Source organism: Enterococcus sp. 5H, assembly GCF_028128615.1.
GTDB lineage: Bacteria > Bacillota > Bacilli > Lactobacillales > Enterococcaceae > Enterococcus_L.
Window position 1 is genome coordinate 459,759 of the sequence record NZ_AMDP01000002.1, and the last position, 20,416, is coordinate 480,174.

At 34.4% G+C, this 20,416-nt stretch carries 14 protein-coding genes; 6 read left to right on the forward strand and 8 right to left on the reverse strand.

Annotation, left to right across the window (positions count from 1 at the left end; all coding sequences use genetic code 11):
* Window positions 1–249: 249 nt before the first annotated feature.
* The 5 genes from C240_RS02340 (at window position 250) to C240_RS02360 (ending at window position 7,916) form a co-directional block, all read left to right on the forward strand.
* On the forward strand, window positions 250–1,605 hold the full coding sequence (locus C240_RS02340) for a citrate transporter (protein ID WP_271490585.1): 1,356 nt from the start codon (window positions 250–252) through the stop codon (window positions 1,603–1,605).
* A 24-nt stretch (window positions 1,606–1,629) separates the two neighbouring features.
* Window positions 1,630–2,853, forward strand: coding sequence for an amidohydrolase family protein (locus tag C240_RS02345; protein WP_271490737.1), 1,224 nt, complete (start codon window positions 1,630–1,632; stop codon window positions 2,851–2,853).
* Between the two features lie 252 nt (window positions 2,854–3,105).
* Window positions 3,106–4,449: an FAD-dependent oxidoreductase gene (locus C240_RS02350; RefSeq protein WP_271490587.1), complete on the forward strand. Its 1,344-nt coding sequence runs from the start codon at window positions 3,106–3,108 to the stop codon at window positions 4,447–4,449.
* A gap of 159 nt (window positions 4,450–4,608) precedes the next feature.
* Window positions 4,609–5,082: a GNAT family N-acetyltransferase gene (locus tag C240_RS02355; RefSeq protein ID WP_271490589.1), complete on the forward strand. Its 474-nt coding sequence runs from the start codon at window positions 4,609–4,611 to the stop codon at window positions 5,080–5,082.
* Between the two features lie 320 nt (window positions 5,083–5,402).
* Window positions 5,403–7,916 (forward strand): cation-translocating P-type ATPase, encoded by a 2,514-nt coding sequence (locus tag C240_RS02360; RefSeq protein ID WP_271490591.1) that lies wholly within the window; start codon window positions 5,403–5,405, stop codon window positions 7,914–7,916.
* Window positions 7,917–7,957: 41 nt separating this feature from the next.
* On the opposite strand, the gene C240_RS02365 is transcribed toward C240_RS02360, so the two are convergent.
* The 3 genes from C240_RS02365 to cls form a co-directional block, all read right to left on the reverse strand.
* Window positions 7,958–9,049 (reverse strand): ABC transporter permease, encoded by a 1,092-nt coding sequence (locus C240_RS02365; protein WP_271490593.1) that lies wholly within the window; start codon window positions 9,047–9,049, stop codon window positions 7,958–7,960.
* Complete coding sequence (locus tag C240_RS02370) at window positions 9,046–9,768, reverse strand: ABC transporter ATP-binding protein (protein WP_271490595.1); 723 nt, start codon at window positions 9,766–9,768, stop codon at window positions 9,046–9,048. Before C240_RS02370 ends, C240_RS02365 begins: the two co-directional genes overlap by 4 nt.
* A gap of 440 nt (window positions 9,769–10,208) precedes the next feature.
* Window positions 10,209–11,669 carry a cardiolipin synthase gene (gene cls / locus C240_RS02375; protein WP_271490738.1) on the reverse strand — a complete coding sequence of 487 codons (1,461 nt, stop codon included), beginning with the start codon at window positions 11,667–11,669 and terminating at the stop codon, window positions 10,209–10,211.
* A 218-nt stretch (window positions 11,670–11,887) separates the two neighbouring features.
* On the opposite strand from cls, the gene C240_RS02380 reads away from it, so the two are divergent.
* Window positions 11,888–12,421, forward strand: a complete 534-nt coding sequence (locus tag C240_RS02380) for a DUF2179 domain-containing protein (protein WP_271490597.1) — start codon at window positions 11,888–11,890, stop codon at window positions 12,419–12,421.
* Between the two features lie 52 nt (window positions 12,422–12,473).
* On the opposite strand, the gene C240_RS02385 is transcribed toward C240_RS02380, so the two are convergent.
* From C240_RS02385 to parC, 5 genes are all read right to left on the reverse strand, one after another.
* Entirely contained in the window at window positions 12,474–13,343 is an 870-nt protein-coding gene (locus C240_RS02385; protein ID WP_271490739.1) for a DUF1803 domain-containing protein, read from the reverse strand.
* Window positions 13,344–13,486: 143 nt separating this feature from the next.
* Window positions 13,487–14,413 carry a manganese-dependent inorganic pyrophosphatase gene (locus C240_RS02390; protein WP_271490598.1) on the reverse strand — a complete coding sequence of 309 codons (927 nt, stop codon included), beginning with the start codon at window positions 14,411–14,413 and terminating at the stop codon, window positions 13,487–13,489.
* Window positions 14,414–14,509: 96 nt separating this feature from the next.
* Window positions 14,510–15,274, reverse strand: a complete 765-nt coding sequence (gene pflA / locus C240_RS02395; RefSeq protein WP_271490599.1) for a pyruvate formate-lyase-activating protein — start codon at window positions 15,272–15,274, stop codon at window positions 14,510–14,512.
* 134 nt (window positions 15,275–15,408) lie between these two features.
* A complete protein-coding gene (gene pflB, locus C240_RS02400) occupies window positions 15,409–17,655 on the reverse strand; it encodes a formate C-acetyltransferase (protein WP_271490600.1) in 2,247 nt (748 codons plus the stop codon).
* A gap of 285 nt (window positions 17,656–17,940) precedes the next feature.
* Window positions 17,941–20,412 (reverse strand): DNA topoisomerase IV subunit A, encoded by a 2,472-nt coding sequence (parC, locus tag C240_RS02405; RefSeq protein ID WP_271490601.1) that lies wholly within the window; start codon window positions 20,410–20,412, stop codon window positions 17,941–17,943.
* Between the last annotated feature and the right edge of the window lie 4 nt (window positions 20,413–20,416).

Consider the following 20,416-nt stretch of genomic DNA (forward strand, 5'->3'; position numbering starts at 1 on the left):
ATTCAGCTAAATATTTTAGCCGATTCATTCTTTTTTTACAAGAAAATGCAACCGCTCTCTTTTTTTCTAGTTATGAGAGCAAACTTATTTCTTTTTAAATAAAATAAACGTATTATAAATATTAAAGGAGGATATGTTTATCAGTAAAATAACGTATATTCACTATATAGAGGAGGTTAATTAGTTCATGACGCTGTTAGTATGACAAAGAGAATTTATTATAAAATTTTGATGATAAGGGGATTAATTATGAAAACACCAAAAAGGTTCTTAGGCGGTTTATTGTTCTCAGTTTTATTACTATTTTCATTTGTTCCAGCATTTGCACAAGAGATAGATGAGATAGTTGCACCAACTGGGATTCAAGCAATTATTGTGATTATTCCATTGATTGTGGTTTTAGTTTTACTTTTTAAAAAGGTTGATATGATTATTGCTGGTTTTGTTGGCGGTGTTCTTGCAATGATTATTGGGGGGATTGGTTTAGAACAAGCGAACACTCAATTGTTGGAGACCGTGCCCACAATGTTAGGAATTACGGTACCTATTATTAATTCTGCAATTGCAATGGCTGTTTTCAAATCGGGAGGCTACTCAGCCGCTTTAACACTAGCTAAACGCGGAACCAAGGGGAAAGTTGAATATGTATCGGCATTTATTGTAATTCTTTTAGCTGCTGCGACGTATATGTCTGGAATTGGGGGCGGAAGTGCGATGGTTATTGCGCCATTAGCATTTGTAGCAGTAGGGGTTGTCCCAGAATTAATTGCCGCTATGTCTTTAGCTGCAGCCGTATCCTTTACAACTTCACCAGCTTCTTTAGAATCCAGTATTGTTTCTAAATTAGGTGACTTTAGTGTTGCTAAATACGTTTCAGATATGCGACCAATTTGGCTGATTTTTTGTGCTTTAGCAATTATCCTAGCATTCTGGGGAACAAAACGACGAAACCTTGGGTTTAAAGAAAGCGAGGAAGATGAATATGCGACAATGAGTAATCGAAAACTATTTAAATTAACTTTACCAGCAATTTTTTTACTTTTTTCAGTAATTTTCGGTCCAGTCGTAAATGATCTTGTTGGTTTTCCTCTATTAACACCGTTAGTTTACATGGTTTTAACTCTATTTTTAATTTTCCTATGTTCAACATTTACCTTAAACCAATCTGTTGAAGCGATGGTAGATGGTTCAACTTATATCTTAACTCGTTTATTCCAAGTTGGAATTTTTCTAGCTTTTATTAATATTATTGCGGAAACCGGGACTTTTGCTGTTATCGCTGGAGTTGCAAGCGCTGCGCCAATTATGATTATGGTCCCAGTTGCAATTTTAACCGGCATTTTAATTGGTATCCCAGCTGGAGCTTATGTGGGCTCTGTTTTAACCTTAGTTTTACCAGTTGCAGTCTCATTGGGTTTTTCATCAGTAGAACTGGGATTAGTAGCTGTTGGCGTTGGATTAGGAAGTCAGATGAGCTTTGTAAACATCACGATGCAAGCTTTATCATCTGGTTTTCAAATTCCGATTTTAGAAGTAGTTAAAGGGAATGTGAAATGGATTAGTATTGCTTCAGTTATCTTAATTGCAATCGGATTCTTTATTTAAACTAGAAAGGGAGGAATTTTTATGATGGATATTCTAATTAAACAGGCACGGCTAAACGATGGGGAAGCTTTACAAGATATTGGTATTAAAGATGGAAAAATTATAGCTATCTCTGAGTATATTTCGGAAAACGCTACTCAAGTCATTAATGCGGATGGTCGAGTATTGATTCCTGGCTTAGTTGAAAGCCATATACATTTAGACAAAGCATTGATAGCAGATAGAAAACCGAATATGTCTGGTACATTGCATGAAGCTATAGATGTAACTGCAGAATTGAAACCTACGTTTACCGAGGAAGATATTTACGAACGGGCAAAAAAAGCATTGGAAATGATTATTGCTCATGGAGTGACTGCAGTACGAACACATTCAGAATTTGATCCAGCGCAAGGCTTCTCTGGTTTTAAAACGATTTTAAAGCTGAAAGAAGAATACCGTGATTTGATTGATATGCAAGTAGTTGCTTTCCCACAAGAAGGAATTTTTAAAGCACCGGGCACTGAAAAAATGATGTATGAGGCCATGGATATGGGCGCTGATGTAGTTGGAGGAATTCCTTATAATGATGCACCAGCAAACGAACACATTGATTTAATTTTTGACATTGCCAAAAAATACGATAAAGATATTGATCTTCACCAAGATTTCAGTGATGAAGCAACAGATACATCAATTGAGTATCTTTGTAAGAAAACGATCCAAGAAAATTATCAGGGCAGAGTTTCAGTAGGACATTTAACGGCACTTCATGCTATGGAACCAGAGAGACTTAACCAAGTTATTGATTTGATTGCGCAAGCTCAAATTAGTGTAATGGCTTTGCCGGCTACCGATCTACATTTAGGTGCGAGAAATGATAAATATAATGTTAGAAGAGCGGTAACGCCAATTAGGAAGTTACGTGATGCTGGTGTTAATGTTTGCTTGGCTACAAATAACATTCGAAATGCTTTTACGCCATATGGAAATGGTGATTTGATGCAGATAGCCATGTTGGCAATTCCTGTTGCTCATTTAGGAGGTGCTAGTGATCTTCCAACAGTTTTGCCAATGATTACTGAGAATCCTGCTAAAGCATTGAAACTACAGAACTATGGGATTCAGGTTGGTAACAAAGCGGATGTAGTACTGCTAGATACAAAAGTAAAAGCTGATGCTATCATCGATTTACCTGAAAGAAACTATGTTATTAAAGATGGTAGAATTACTGTGGAAGTGAAAAAAGAAGTTAAAATTTTTAGATAGGTGTTTAAAAGATGTTTAGTTGAGCATAATTATATTATGTCAACGTAACATCTTTTATTTTGGATAATTTACTATTATCTCGCTGTTCTCATAGCTTGAAAGTTACAATAATTATATTATGTCATCTTAATAAAACAGCTTAATTCTCAATTAATATATCTAATTGAGAATATTTTCAGCTAAATACTTGAAATGTTCAGTAATTATATGATACTCTTTATTATGTAATAAATAATATTGGAGGTTTATGAAATGAAAGTTATCGTTTTAGGTTCATCACATGGCGGATATGAGGCAGTTGAAGAATTATTAATTTCTCACCCTAATGCTGAAATTCAATGGTATGAAAAAGGAGATTTTATTTCTTTCTTGTCTTGTGGGATGCAATTATATTTAGAAGGTAAAGTTAAAGATGTTAATTCAGTTCGTTATATGACTGGTGAAAAAATGGAAAAACGAGGCGTTAATGTTTTTTCAAATACTGAGATCACTGCAATCAAACCAGAGCAACACCAAGTAGTTGTAAAAGATCTATTAACAGATACAGAACGTGTGGAAGAGTATGATAAACTAATTATCAGCCCAGGAGCAGTTCCAATTGAATTAAATTTACCAGGAAAAGACTTAGAAAATATTTATTTAATGCGCGGCAGAAAATGGGCCATTAAATTAAAACAAAAAACAATTGATCCTGATATTGATAATGTTGTAGTTATTGGTAGTGGCTACATTGGTATCGAAGCAGCAGAATCTTTTGCAAAAGCTGGTAAAAATGTTACTGTAATCGATATTTTAGATCGTCCTTTAGGTGTTTATTTAGATAAAGAATTTACAGACGTTTTAACTGAAGAAATGGAAGCTAATAATGTAAAAGTTGTAACGAATGAAACTGTTCAAAGCTACAAAGGTGATAGACATGTGCAAAAAGTTGTAACGGATAAAGGCGAATATGATGCTGACTTAGTTGTTGTAGCAGTAGGGGTTCGTCCAAATACAGCTTGGTTAAAAGATACGTTAGAATTACATCCTAATGGCTTAATTAAGACTGATGAGTATATGCGGACGAGTGCAGCTGATATATTTGCAGTGGGTGATGCAACATTGATTAAATATAATCCAGGTGAAACAGATGTTAATATTGCGTTAGCTACTAATGCAAGAAAACAAGGACGTTTTGCTGTTAAAAATTTAGAAGCTCCTGTGAAACCATTCCCAGGTGTTCAAGGCTCTTCAGGCTTAGCTGTTTTTGATTACAAATTTGCTTCAACTGGTATTAACGAAGAAATGGCTAAAAAGTTAAACAAACAAACTAAATCAACTTTAGTTGTTGAAGACTACCTAATGGACTTTAACCCAGATAAAGAAAAAGCTTGGTTTAAACTTGTGTATGATCCTGAAACAACACAAATTTTAGGTGCTCAATTACTATCAAAAGCTGACCTAACTGCTAATATTAATGCAATTTCATTAGCTATTAAAGCTAAAATGACGATAGAAGATTTAGCCTATGCAGATTTCTTCTTCCAACCATCATTTGATAAACCATGGAATATTATTAATACAGCCGCTTTAGAAGCTCTAAAAAATGAACAGTAATCTATAATATAAGTTTTTTAATCACGACTCAATAATACGCAAAACTTGCGGAAATTGAGTCGTGTTTTTTTAGCGTAAAAAACTTTTACTATAACAGCTATTTTTAAATGATAATCAATGGTATGATAAAAATAATAAATAGAAATAGGTGATAAATTAATGACTGTTAAATTAAGAACAATGTTAGAAAGTGAATATGAGAGTTATTTGTCAGTTGCAGTAAAAGACTATGCTAAAGATAAAATAGCTGCTGGAACATGGGGGAAAAATGATGCCTTACGCCTTGCCGAGGAAAGTTTCCAAAGACTTTTGCCAGAGGGAATAAATACCCCTAAAGAATTTTTATATGCAATAGTCGATGAGGAAATCGATGAGAACATTGGATTTCTATGGGTTCACTTAGATAAATCAAAAGAACTTTCTAAGTTTTTTATCTATGATTTTATCATATTTGAATCATTTAGAAATTCAGGTTATGGAACAAGAACTTTAGCTTGTTTAGACGAAATAGCAAATGAGATGAACGTTTCGCAAATTGATTTACATGTCTTCGCTCATAACAAAGGTGCGATTCATTTGTACGAAAAAGTTGGTTTTATTCCAACTGATATTAGTATGTCAAAACAAATTTGAACTACCTCGAAAAAGACTTTTCAGAGACGTGAGAGAAATCCTGCGTCTTCCGAAAAGTCTTTTTGTGTTTTTAAATAAATCACTATAAGATCTAGTAGATTTTGTCCCTAAACATAAATGGGTGCACGAAATCAAGAATCAACTATACTTATTTTATTTTTAGGGATACCCCTATTTTAAATTTTAAGGATAGATACTTTTTCAATTAAGCAGTCGCTAAACAATAAAAATATACTAAAAACTGCCTGTTTTCACTCGATAAAAAATAAACAAACCAGTATGATTAGTAAATCGATCAAAAATGAAGGGAAGAAATCGATTTGAAAAACATTAACTGGAATGGCCTTAATGATGAACAGGTTAATCAAACATTAGAACAGGTTGGTTTAAATCAGCTAGAACAAAAAAAGAAGGAACCTTTTTACATAAAAATACTCCACATTATCATGGAGCCGATGTTTTTGCTTCTGATAGTTGCTGCATTAATTTATTTTTTCTTGGGAGAACCAGGAGATGGATTGATGATGATTACTTTTGTTCTTGTTATTATAGCCATTGAAGTAATCCAAGAATGGAAAACGGATCAAACCTTGAATGCGTTAAAAGATCTTTCAGCACCTAAAATAAGAGTGATCCGAAATGGTAAATCAGAAGAAATCTTGAGCCAATATTTAGTTCCCAACGATCTAATGTTGATTGAAGAAGGCGTGAAAGTTCCTGCTGATGGTTTTGTGATTCGAGCAAATGATCTAAGGATAAATGAATCTTCACTAACAGGGGAAGCAGAAGCTGTTTGGAAAACGATTGCGGATTCAAAGACAACAACAACTGAGGACTATTGGCGTGAAGATTATGTTTATACAGGAACCTTGGTAACTACAGGAAGTGCAACAATTCTTGTCGATAAAACTGGATCAAAAACAGAATATGGAAAAATCGGCAATCATTTAGCAACCGTCAAAGAAAAACCGACATTATTAGACCGACAAATTGGAAAACTAGTTAAGATTTGCGCAATTATTGCTTTTATTTTTCTATCACTGGTTACACTAGTTACTTTCTTTAGTTCTGCTGATGCACCTTTAAAAAGTCGTATTATTGAAAGCATTTTATCAGGGATTACGATTGCAATGGCGATGATACCCGAAGAATTTCCTGTTGTTTTAACTGTTTTTCTTTCAATGGGTGCCTGGAGACTAGCTAAAAAAAATTCTTTGATTCGAAAATTACCGGCAGTCGAAACAATGGGAGCAGTATCTGTTTTAGCTGTTGATAAAACTGGAACAATAACTGAAAATAAAATGTCAGTTACCGAAGTTTGGCCAATCGATGTCGATTTAGAAGAACGCTTAATTGAAGTTATGGGGCTAGCAAGTGAAATAGATCCATATGACCCAATGGAAATTGCTATGCTGGAGTATGACCGGGCACATGGGTGGGATAAAGAAAAATTATTCAATGGCGAATTAATAACGGAGTATCCTTTTACAGATGAACTCAAAATGATGGGACACGTTTGGAAAAGAAACGAGAAAATTGAAGTAGCAGTCAAAGGATCTCCTGAAAGGATTCTTACAATCTCAAACTTAGCACTAGAGAAGAAACAAGAAATTCTGTCCATTGTCGATGAATTCGCTAAAAAGGGCTTACGGATGATTGCTGTAGGAGAACAAATTATTCAGACAGTAGAAGACATCCCCAAAAATATTGAAAGCTGCCAATTGACATTCTTGGGCTTGATTGGACTTTCTGATCCACCTAGAAAAGGAATAGCAGCTGACATTGAACATTGCCGAGAAGCAGGTATAAAAGTTGTTATGATAACCGGAGACAATGGTATTACCGCTGGAGCTATAGCAAAAAAAGTCGGTATATCGAATGCCGATCATTATTTAACAGGAATAGAAATCGACAGTATGACTGATGAAGATTTAATGAATATTGTTTCAACCGTTAATGTGTTTTCAAGAGTTACTCCTGAGCATAAAATGCGTATTGTTCGTGCCTTTAAGGAAAGTGGGGAGGTAGTAGCAATGACTGGAGATGGAGTGAATGATGCACCAGCTTTAAAATATGCTGATATAGGTATTGCCATGGGACAACGGGGATCAGAAGTTTCTAGAGAAGCAGCTGATTTAATTTTACTAGATGATAATTTTTCAACCATCGTAAATACAATTAAAGATGGCCGCCGAATCTATGATAATATAAAAAAAGCGATTAGCTATATCTTTATTATCCATATCCCCATTGCCTTAACCGCTTTAGTCGGACCTTTGTTAGGAATTCCGCAAATGTCGTTATTTCTTTTACCAGTCCATGTTGTTTTGCTTGAATTAGTGATTGATCCGACTTGTTCAGTTGTATTAGAAAGACAACCTAGCGAGCCGGGAATTATGGAGCGACCGCCAAGAAACGCCAAAGAAAGTATTTTAACTAAAAAGCTGTTGTTTAAAAGTCTAGCTCAAGGGTCAGTGATTTTTATCATTTCATTTGCAACTTATTATTTGACGCTTCAACAAGATTTAGCCAATGATGAAAAGGCGAGAACGATGGGATTAGCCGTTTTGGTTGTTGCAAACTTATTTCTAGTTCAAGTGAATAGTTCTGATCGCTTATTAGGTATCCAAACCTTCGCTAAGCTAATTTTTGATAAAGTAATTTGGATTATTTTAGGTGGTACGATTTTAGTGTTACTTGCTTTAATTTATTCACCACTAAATGGATTTTTAGATTTAGCTCCGTTGACAGTTACACAGCTTTTAATATGCGCTGGATTAGGTATGATTTCTGTTTGTTGGTATGATTTGGTTAAGTTAATAAAAAGGAAATAAGCTATAAAAACGCCTCAGTCATCAGGCTGAAGCGTTTTTGTTTAGACTTTTCTATATTTTTTAAGTCCGACTATATTTAGAAATGTAAATACTATTCCAAAAAGAGCGAGAATCGCCAAATCAGGCCAGATATAACTAAAACCTTGTCCTTTGATCATGACCGCCGAAAGAGTATTTGCTGCGTAACTTAATGGGAAAATATAACTAACTGTTTTAACCCAGTCGGCCATCGTATCCAGCGGAATAAGACCAGAGAAAAAGATTTGCGGAATAATAATCAATGGGATAAATTGAACCATTTGAAATTCAGAATGCGCAAATGTAGACACAAAAAGACCCATTGATAAAGCAACCAAAGCTAAAAGGAGATTTGTAATTAGTACCCAACCGAGACTACCGGCTATCTCCAAATTTAACAGAAAAATTGAGTAGAAAATGATTATTAAGGTCTGAAGTATAGCAAATAAACCATATCCAGCTAAATAGCCAAAGATAATTTCACTTCTTTTAACAGGTGTTGCCAACAAACGCTCTAATGTATCTGCAGTTCTTTCTTTCAACAGTGCGATTCCTGATACTAAAAAAACAAAAAAGAAAACAAAAAAACCAATAAGAATCGGTAGGATCTTATCAAAAAATGTACTATCTTTGTTTCCATAAACGTATGATTCTTTAATTGAAAAGGCTTCAATTGGTAAAGTTTGTCCTGTTTGTACAGCAAATTTTTGTACTTCAGCAGTTAATTCTTTTAATTGATTTTCCATTAATGTACTATTAAATATCGCTTTGGTTTGTGTGGAAATGCTGGGATCTTCGTTTTCATAAATAATTTTAAATGTTGAACCTTCTAATGTAATAAATGCATCTAAATCATCATCACTCATGGTTTGTTTTATATTTTCTTGACCATTATATTTTTTTACTTTGACTTTATCAGAAGAGAGTGAATCTATAATTTCAGAAGGAACAGTTGAATTATAACCGATTTTTATATGTGCCTCTGAATTAGAATTAAAAACAACGTTCATCAAAGCAAGAATTATGATGGGCGCTATTAACATCAAAGCCAGCGTTCTTTTATCACGAAGCAACTCTTTAACTACTCTGTTTACAATTGCTTTAAATCGTGTCATTTTCTTTTTACCTCAGTTTTCAAGAAAACTTCTTCAATAGAAGCAGCCTTAAATTGTTCTTTTAGTTGGTCAGGGGTTCCTAGAGCTAGAATTCCACCATTAATAATCAGTGCGACTTGGTCACATTTTTCAGCCTCATCCATAACATGGGTTGTTACAATGATAGCTTTCTGTTCGTTGGCTAAATCACGTAATTGTTGCCAAATATCGACACGTAAACTCGGATCAATCCCAACAGTCGGTTCATCTAAAACTAATAAATCAGGATTTGAAAGTAGGGTAATAGCTAAGGATAGACGACGTTTCATTCCGCCAGAATAGGTAGTAACTAACTGATTCTTAAAGTCTTGCAAATCCACTAGATTCAAGTACTTTTCAATTGCGCTATCAAGTTCGTTTCCTTTGATATTCATGAGATTGCCAAAAAAAGTTAAGTTTTCTTTGGCACTCAAATCTTCATATAATGCATCGCTTTGTCCCATATAACCAATTTTAGCTAAAATTTTTCGGTTGGGCATTGTTGTATTAAATATTTCTACAGAACCATTATCTAATTTTTCCATCCCCAATAAACATTTAATCAAAGTTGTTTTCCCTGCGCCGCTAGGTCCGATTAAACCCAAAATTGTGCCGGAAGGTAGTTGAACAGATACATCTTTTAATACGTCGAGTTTGCCAAAGGATTTAGAAGCGTGAGTGATGCTCGCAACTTTATTCATCTAAAAAACAAACCTCCTTTAACTAATGTGTATACTCTGATAAGTATAGAAGCATTTCTCTTTAATTCAAGTAATATACACCGGATTATTCGATAATTTTAAAAGGAGATTAGAAGTATGGGCTATTATAGAAAGAAATCGAAATCTGATTTATGATAAATGCAAATCTAGTTGAGGATCAGGACAAGATTTATAAACTATACAATATAATATTAAAGTTGATATACGGTGACCGAATCATATCTAATCTACAAAAAATGAACTTAAAATAGATAAAAATTAATTGCATGAGTCAGATAGAGGATGAAACTAGATGAACCAACAGATCTCACTAAAAACAAAAGAACTTTGTATAATGTATATTATGTTAACTAAAATAAAATATTATTTTAGGACGAAACTTATATTAGTTTCGTCCCTATCTCTTCTGCTAAACGCAGCTATAAAATCGGTGATAATAACCTTGAGAAGTTTTGTTTAAATCGTAACCAGTGAGTTTGATTACTCATTATTTCATCTGTTAACAAAATACTTTGAGTAATATCATGTTTAAAGATCTCAGTTAATTTTGAAGCGATTTGTGCGTCGTATATAAACGTACTCACTTCAAAATTTAAAGCATAACTACGGATATCCTGATTTGTTGTTCCGACCATACAAATCTCATTATCAATAATCATTGTCTTAGCATGTAAAAAACCATTTTGATACATATAAATTTTCACTCCGCGCATATGTAGATAATTCGCAAAATATTGCGTCGCACGATAAATAAACGGATGATCCGGCATACATGGAATCATAATTCTTACGTCAATTCCTGATCTGACAGCGATTAATAGCGCGTTAATCATACTTTCGTCCGGAATTAAATAAGGCGTCTGGATCCAAACAGATTTTTCAGCTGATAATATCATTTTGATAAAACCACTTTTGAGAATTTCTTCTTCAGTATCAGGTCCATCTGAAACAACTTGCAAAGCTAAATTTCCTAGTTCTTCATCACTGGCAATTCGGAAATAATTTTCTGAATAATCCATTTTGTCTGACGGATGTTGTACTGACGCATTCCAATCCATAATAAAAATTTCCTGCAGCGAAAATACTGAGGTACCAACTAAACGAATATGGGTATCTCTCCAATAGCCAAATTTTTTACTCTCACCTAGATACTGATCCCCAACATTGAAGCCCCCTGTCCACCCTATTTTGCCATCAATAACGACAATTTTCCGATGTAAATGGTAGTTCAAACGTGTCTTTCTAATCATATCTTTAGAAGTGATAAATGGTGTAACTTTACCACTTAATGCAACAAAATCTTTAAAAAACTTCTTATTTGCGCCAGGAGACCCCCATGGATCGTAAATTAAATGAACAGCAACACCCTCTTTTAATTTCTCACACAGTAAACTTAAAAAACGATTGCCAATACAGTCATTAAAAAATGAATAATACTCTACATGAACAGTTTCTTCTGCCTTACGAATATCCTCAAATAAAGCTTCGAACTTTTCTTTACCGTCTGTATAAATAGCTAAACTATTACGTTTACTTAAAGGAGAGGCATCCATATTTCTGAAATATTTATTTAAAACACGTGCATCCGTTAACAAATTGATATCTAAAGTCCCATTGGCTTTTAAATTGTCTTGATCGACCATTTCCTTAATCTCAGCAATCTTTGCCTTATCATCAGAACTTAAATTAAAAACCTTTTGACCATCGATTCCCCTTCCACAAAATAGATAGATCACAAAACCAAGACCTGGTAAAAATAATAAAGTTAAAATCCATGCTAAAACACTGGAAATATTCCGTGGTTTTCTAAAAACTGTAATCAATGCTGCTGCTGTATTTAGTAATAACAAACCCACAAGTATGATGATAAAAATGTTCATCTTTTTCATTTCTCCCTCAAATTAAGTAATATATTGATTATAGCAAAAACTAACGATTCATCCAACAATTAGTTCATTCTAGTTAAATTCCAATCATTTATAAAAGAAACATAAAAACTTTATATTTTTTGAATACCTTCGAAATAAACACTTTATATTTTTACGATATTGTACTATAATGTGCGAATATGTTTAATTGAAAAGAGGAATCATTTATCATGGATATCAAGATGTTGGTTACAATTTTTGTCATTAATTTTTCGTATATTACGTTAAATACAATCCGTTTTATGCTGACAATGAAAGGTTATCGGGTGATTGCCCCATTAGTTAGCATGGCTGAGATTACTATTTATGTATTAGGTTTAAGCATGGTATTGAATCGGTTGGACAATCCTATAAACTTAGTTGTTTATGCCCTTGGCTACGCGGTTGGAATTAGTGTCGGGATAAAAATTGAAGATTATTTAGCTTTAGGTTATATCATGGTTACGGCTATTCTACCTTCATCGACAGAACAATTGAATCTTGCTGAAATGTTAAGAGAACACGGATATGGTGTTACCCAAAGTTTTGGACAAGGACGTGAAGGTGAACGGATAATTCTAGAAATTCTTTCGCCAAGAAAAAATGAACGAAACCTATATAAATTAATTAACGAACTAGAACCGCGAGCTTTTATGATCTCGTATGAACCCAAGTATATATCAGGTGGATTTTGGACCAAAAAAGTTCGTAAAAGAAATACCTAAAATCAGTTGATACTGGTTTTAGGTATTTTAGTTTACATAATATAATTATGGTCTATTTAACATTTTTGAAATAGTGTAAGGATTTATTTTGAGGAAAACATTCTTTAAATAAAGAACGAAATAATTGTAGTTTAAAAAAGACTCGTTGATTCACATCCTCTATCAACTTCCATGATTCAGATAATTCCAGCGCCAACTCTTCTAAAACAGGTTCTAATTCTATTGGAGGAGACAAATTTTCCAAAATAGGTGTTACAATGATCTCTTCCCCTACTTCATTTTGAATCAGGTCACCTGTTAAAAGTAATGTCTCACGGAAAATATCCCGTTTCGTTTTGGCTACTTTTTGTCTTTTAGCAGATCGGATAACTTTCTGAAGTTGTGGAATGAAGTAATTAATATCAACATCACCAACTAAATCTTGCAGAGGTTTGAATTGGTCTGGCAGCTTTGTTTGAGCAGATAACAAAGTAAAAAAGTTTGCTAGATCTAACGGCTGCTGTCTTTTCAAACAAATTGAAACCATTTTCCATGTATCATTGCCTACTTCCCTCTTAATAAAAAAATCTGCTTCTCTGACACCGAAGAAATATGGATTACGCTCTTCTGAAAAAAGCAAGCTCCAAAACCATTCTCCAAATAGATAGCAAGCAGTCTCAGCATTTTCTCCAATTATTATTTTTAAGCTATCAATAATTGTTTCTGAAATTTGAATTGGAGGTTCAGGTTGAAATATAGGAAATAATAAAGAATATCTTCTATCTTTACGCTGAATAAGCTTATATTTGATTAATTTATCCAAAAATAGTTCTAAGTTTGTATCTGTATGAATATCTGTTTTTAGTTTCCTTAGAATAATTTCTTGATTGCAGTGCTTGATAAAATAATCAACAATTGTTTGAAATAATGGATCGTTGACCACTTTTGTAATATCTTTTGACTGATTGTTATTATCAAAAAAATAGGTAATAGCTTCCAAAATATATTCACTCTTTTCTAAAGCAATAAAACTGCAGTTAAAGCAATTGAGGCTTTCTGCAGTTTTATTTAATAATGTATATGTGTTTAGCTAAATACTTCTGTTAACTGAGGAACAACTTGTTTTTTGCGAGAAACAACACCATTTAAGAATGCACGATTGTTGTCTAAAGTAACTCCAAAAGCAGCTTCCACTTTATCAATTGAATCGCCAATTACTAAAAGTTCAGAGTTACTATTTAAAATATCAGTAATGATCAAAACGAATAAATCATAGCCATTTGCTTTAATCTCATTGTTCATCGCAGCTTCTAGCTCATCCTGACGATCTAACACTTCATTCAAATCAACTGTATTGACTTGGGCAATTCGTACATTTTTGTCTCCCATTGGGAAGCTTTTTGCATCTAAATCTAGTAATATATCTGCAGGTTTATCACTTAAATTTGTACCAGCTTTTAACATGTCTAAACCGTAGCCATTTAAATTAATTTCTGCAATGTCTGCTAATTCATTGGCAGCATCTATATCTTCTTGAGTGCACGTTGGTGATTTAAACAATAAAGTATCAGAAATAATTGCAGAAACCATCATTCCAGCAATTTGCTTAGGAACAGTCACATTGTTTTCTTTAAACATCTTAAAAATGATTGTACTTGTACATCCTAGCGGTTCTGCACGATAGTACAACGGATCTGCTGTTTCAAAATTTGCGATACGGTGATGATCGACCACAGCTAAGATATTTAAATCAGCAATATCAGAAATACTTTGTTGGAATTCGTTATGATCCACTAACATCACTTGAGTTGTTTCACCAGCAGCGCTCTCTACCACTCTTGGTGCATCAACGTTAAAATAATCAAGTGCATATTGCGTTTCTTCGCTCGGTGTTCCTAAAGCAACAGGTTCAGTGTCCTTACCTAGTTCTTTTTGTAAATAAGCGAAACTGATTGCTGCTCCAATGGCATCTGTATCAGGATTTCGGTGTCCAAAAACAAGAATTTTTGACATAAAAATAATTCACTCCTTCTATCTTCTTCATTATTAATAATAACAAAAAATAGAAAAGAAACAACAATAATTGTCGCTCTTTTCTATTTTTATTGACTATCTTGTGGCATATTTTTGATAATCATTGACGTGTAGCAGTTTCTTCGCGTTTGTTACACGATCTTCAGTCGGAGGCTCAATGCCATCTAGCGGATAAGTTAATCCTAATTCATCCCATTTATACTTACCCATCGTGTGATACGGTAAAACCTCTACTTTATCAACATTTTTTAGTGTTTTGATAAAACTATCTAAACGAATAAGATATTCATCATAATCGCTACGTTCTGGCACTAATACATGACGAATCCAGACTGGCTTACCAATTTCTGATAAGTACTGTGCCATCTCCAAAATATTTTCATTCCCTAAAGAAGTTAAGAGCTTGTGTTGTTCATTATCAATATGTTTAATATCAAATAATAACAGGTCTGTATAATTCATTAACTCTTCGAATTGACTGAAGAACGGCTCTTCTCTAGTGAAAGGTTTCCCACACGTATCAATCGTTGTATGGATTCCTTTTTCTTTGGCCTTTTTGAACAAGTCTGTTAAGAATTCTAACTGAAGTAAAGGTTCTCCACCGCTGACCGTGATCCCGCCTTTGTCACCCCAATAAGAACGATATTTTATTGCCTCGTCCAAAACTTCATCTGTTGTAACTTCACGCCCGCCGGAACCGATTTTCCAAGTATCGGGATTATGACAAAATTGGCAACGCATCCGGCAACCTTGGGTAAATACGATAAAACGAACACCAGGACCATCTACGGTTCCAAAATTTTCTGTAGAATGGATTCTACCAATTACAGGAGCTGTCATTCTAAATTCCTCATTTCTTCATGTCTGATTTAACAAACGAGCTCTTTATGTAGTGTAAGAGTAAATCAAGTTTGCTCGGTTTTTCTTTTAAAAAAAGGGATGACCGAGAAGTCACCCCTTCAATTGTTTATTTATTACAGTCTATCGTGTGAAGTTCTTGAAATAACATCTGCTTGTTGTTCAGGAGTTAAATCACGGAATTTCACAGCATATCCAGATACACGGATAGTTAAGTTAGGGTATTTTTCAGGATGTGCTTGAGCGTCTAATAATAATTCATTTGTGAATACGTTAACGTTCAAGTGGTAACCACCTTTATCGAAGTATCCATCCATTACGTTACGTAAGTTATCAATTCTTGTATCATCATCTTTACCTAAACCATTAGGATTGATTGTTTGTGTATTAGAGATTCCATCTAACGCACTTGTATATTCTAATCTAGCAGTTGAGTTAAGTGATGCTAAAAGACCATTTTTCTCACCTAAGAATTTACCATCTTGGTAACTTGGGTTAGCACCTGGTGCTAATGGTTTACCAGCACGTCGTCCATCAGGTGTGTTACCTGTTGCTTTACCGTAAACAACGTTTGAAGTGATTGTTAATAATGATGTTGTTGGTTTAGCATTACGGTACGTATGTTGACGTCTGATTTGAGTCATGAAGTACTCAAGAATCCAGTTAGCTGCTGCATCTGCTTCTTCATTATCGTTACCATAAGTTGGGAACTCATTTTGAGGAACATAATCAATTGCTAAGCCGTCTTCATCACGGATTACTTGTACATTACCATGTTTGATCGCCATTACTGAGTCAGCAGCATGTGAAATTCCTGCAATACCAGTTGCAAATGTACGTTGTAAGTTGCTTTCCATGAAGGCTAATTGAGCTGCTTCATATGAATATTTATCATGCATGTAGTGGATAACGTTTAGAGTATTTACATACAATTCTGCTAACCAATCCATAATATCTTTGTAACGATCGATAAATTCGTTGTAGTCTAAAGTATCGCCAGTCATCGGACGGAATTTAGGCGCAACTTGCATCTTCGTTTTCTCGTCTACTCCACCATTGATTGCATAAAGCACAGCTTTCGCTAAGTTAGCACGAGCACCGAAGAATTGCATATCTTTACCCATAACAGTTGCAGATACACAACAAGCGATAGCACAGTCGTCTGATCCCCAGTTTGAACGTAATAAGTCATCATTTTCAAATTGGATAGATGAACTTTGTTTGGCAATCTTAGACGCAAATGTTCTGAAACCTACTGGTAAATGTGAAGAATATAGCACAGTTAAGTTAGGTTCTGGAGATGGTCCCATATTTGTTAACGTGTGTAAGATACGGAAATCACTCTTAGTCACTAATGAACGGCCATCTAAGCCCATCCCAGCGATTGACAATGTAGCCCAAATTGGGTACCCAGAAAATAATTGGTTATATTCTGGTGTACGAGCAAATTTAACCATACGTAATTTCATGATTAAGTGATCGATCATTTCTTGTGCATCAAATTCAGTAATTGCGCCTGCTTCTAAATCACGTTGGATATAGATATCTAAGAATGCTGAGATACGACCAATAGACATTGCAGCACCGTTTTGAGATTTGATCGCACCAAGGTAACCAAAGTATAACCATTGGATAGCTTCTTTTGAATTTTCAGCTGGTTTTGAAATATCAAAGCCATAAGTTGAAGCCATTTCTTTAAGGTCAGCCATTGCTCTAATTTGTTCAGAAATTTCTTCTCTTAGACGAATAACATCGTCAGTCATTACTTTATTACCAGTATTGCTTAAATCTTTTTTCTTTTCAGCAATCAAGAAATCCATACCATATAATGCAATACGACGGTAATCACCGATAATACGACCGCGGCCATAAGCATCTGGTAAACCAGTAATAATTTTGTTTTTGCGAGCTGATCTCATTTCAGGCGTGTAAGCATCGAATACACCTTGGTTATGTGTTTTTCTCCACTCAGTAAAGATTTTAGACATTTCAGCGTCTACTTCGTAACCATTTGAAGTTAAAGAATTGTTTGCCATGTTGATACCGCCAAATGGCATGAATGCTTGTTTCAATGGTACATCTGTTTGTAAACCGACGATTGTTTCTTCTTCTTTAATTAAATATCCAGGTTCATGAGATGTGATTGTTGCAGGAATGTTGCTGTCCATGTCGTAAACACCATTTTTTTCGTGTTGTACTTCAAATAATTCCTGTAATTTAGTCCATAATTTGTCTGTGCTTGGTGCGATTGGTTCTAGGAAAGAATCGTCACCTGTGTATTCAGTGTAGTTTCTTTGAATAAAATCACGCGTGTCTACTGATGTTTTCCATTTGTCGCCTTTAAAGCCTTTCCATTGCTCCATTGTGGGCCTCCTTAGTATGCTGAAATCTATGTAACAGCTTTATGTGATTAGTATAACACACGATCGTTTTTATGCAAGCCTTTTCTTACTATGTTTTGAGCAAATTAGAACTTTTTCATCTTAATTTAAGCTAAAATGCTTATATAACAGCTTTTTATTTTTGTGATTTAATTAACTAATTAACTTTATTATAATATGAAATCTGTATTTTCTGTAATATAAAAACCGGAAACTGTACTAATACAGTTTCCGGTTTTTATAAATTATATAGAACAGAATTTCCGTCTAAATTGATTCTGGATCGCTCTTTTCTGCCAATTCCGCTGAATGCATCTCATGAACTTCCAAAATTTCTCCATCCTGTTTTTCATCTAACATAAATGATCCGTTGGATGTGCGATCATTAATTGGATATTTTTCCGACTCTATTGTAAATTGTCTACCTGTTTGTGTCGTAACCAGTAATTCTAGTGGACTACTTTCAGCCATAAAAATTACTCGATGTGGATTTTTCTTCAATTCTCGCAGTACCATTAAACCGCGTTTAGCTCTACCTAATTGAGTTAACTCTTGAGCCAGCATTCGTTTGATACTACCACGTTGTGTTAGCATGACTATTGGCGTATCGCCTTCTTGATAAACAAGTAACCCATTAACAACATAGTCTTCTTCTTTTAAGTTCATCGCTTTTACACCAGCAGCTTTCGCCCCTACCACTGGTACTTCTTCTAATGGATAACGTAAACCAAAACCTCTGTGGCTGACTAGGAAAACGTCTAAAGCCTTTTGTTCGTTCGTTAAATAGACATTAACAATTTCATCTGATTCAGATTTTAACTTCATACAACTAGTTGGCCTGCTCTTATATGTGCGCCAAGGTTCAAAGTCGGACATTTTGGTTTGTTTAACCATGCCCTCTTTTGTCATGAAGACAAATGTTTTAGTTGGTGAAAGCTCTTTGTACGGATAAACAGCGATTATTGATTCGTCTATCGATAGATTCAAAATAGTTTGTGAAATATGTTCACCAATTTCTTTCCATCGTAAATCAGGTAGTTCATGTATTGGACGATAAATCACATTGGCTTTATTGGTAATTAACAATAAATGATCCAATGTATTCGCTTCGCCTGAGTACAGTAAGAAGTCTCCGTCTTTCATGCCAACCTCTTCTGGTTTGGAAGCACTATAAGAACGTAAACTACTGCGTTTAATATAACCTTCGTGTGTAACTGTTACCACAACATCTTCTTGGGCTACTAACACTTCTGTTTCAATTTTAATCTCTTGGATTTCATTTTCAATTTGCGTTAGACGGTCATTTCCATATTGTTTCTTGACTTCACGCAGTTCTTTTTTCATGACGTTAAATAGTTCTTTTTCATCATTCAAAATAGTTGTTAATTCAGCAATAGATTGATTCAATTCTTCTGCTTCTTTTTCTAATTGCGTAATATCAGTATTCGTTAAACGGTATAATTGCAATGTCACAATGGCTTCAGCTTGTTCTTCAGTAAATGCGTATTCTTTTACTAAATTCATTTTGGCATCTTTTTTGTCTTTACTGCCACGGATCGTCTCAATTACTTGATCTAAAATAGATAATGCTTTAATTAACCCCGCAACGATATGCTGACGGGCTTGCGCTTTGTTTAGTTCATAACGGCTACGGTTAGTAATCACTTCTTTACGGTGAGCAACATAGCTATCTAAAATGCGTTTCAAGCCTACTTGCTGCGGAGTCATGTTATCAATTGCTACCATATTAAAGTTGTAATTGATTTGTAGTTCTGTATTTTTGAAAAGATAGTTTAGAATTCCTTCAGCATTTGTATCTTTTTTCAGTTCTATTGCGATTTGTAAACCAGTACGGTCACTTTCGTCACGAACTTCAGCGATACCATCAACTTTTTTATTTAAACGAACTTCATCGATCTTTTTAACTAACGTCGCTTTATTGACTTCATAAGGAATTTCAGTAACAACTATTTGCTGTTTACCACCTTTTAACGGTTCGATCCTTGTTTTAGAGCGTAGAATAACTTTGCCTCGCCCGGTTTCATAGGCTTTCTTGATTTCTTCTTTTCCTTGTAAAATACCACCTGTCGGGAAATCAGGTCCAGGAATAAATTCCATCAATTTATCTAATGAAGCATTTGGATGATCGATTAAATAAATTGTCCCATCAATAATTTCTGATAAATTATGGGTAGGGATTTCCGTAGCATATCCAGCTGAAATCCCTGTAGAGCCGTTAACTAATAAGTTAGGGTATTTCGCTGGTAAAACAGTTGGTTCTTTTTCTGTATCATCAAAGTTCCAAACAAAATCAACAGTTTCTTTCTCGATGTCTTTTAGCAATTCTCCGCTAAGTTTAGATAATCGTGCTTCAGTATAACGCATCGCGGCAGGTGGATCACCATCCATACTTCCGTTATTTCCATGCATTTCAATCAAGACCTCACGCAATTTCCAATCTTGACTTAAACGAACCATCGCTTCGTAAATACTGCTATCACCATGGGGATGATAATTCCCCATGATATTTCCGACTGATTTCGCAGATTTTCTAAAACTCTTATCAAAAGTATTGCCATCTTTATTCATTGAAAAAAGAATTCTTCGTTGTACCGGTTTTAATCCGTCACGAATATCTGGTAGGGCCCGTTCTTGAATGATATATTTGGAATATCTTCCAAAACGATCGCCCATTACTTCTTCAAGTGTTAACTCTTGAATTTCTTGGCGCTTTTCCAAATTT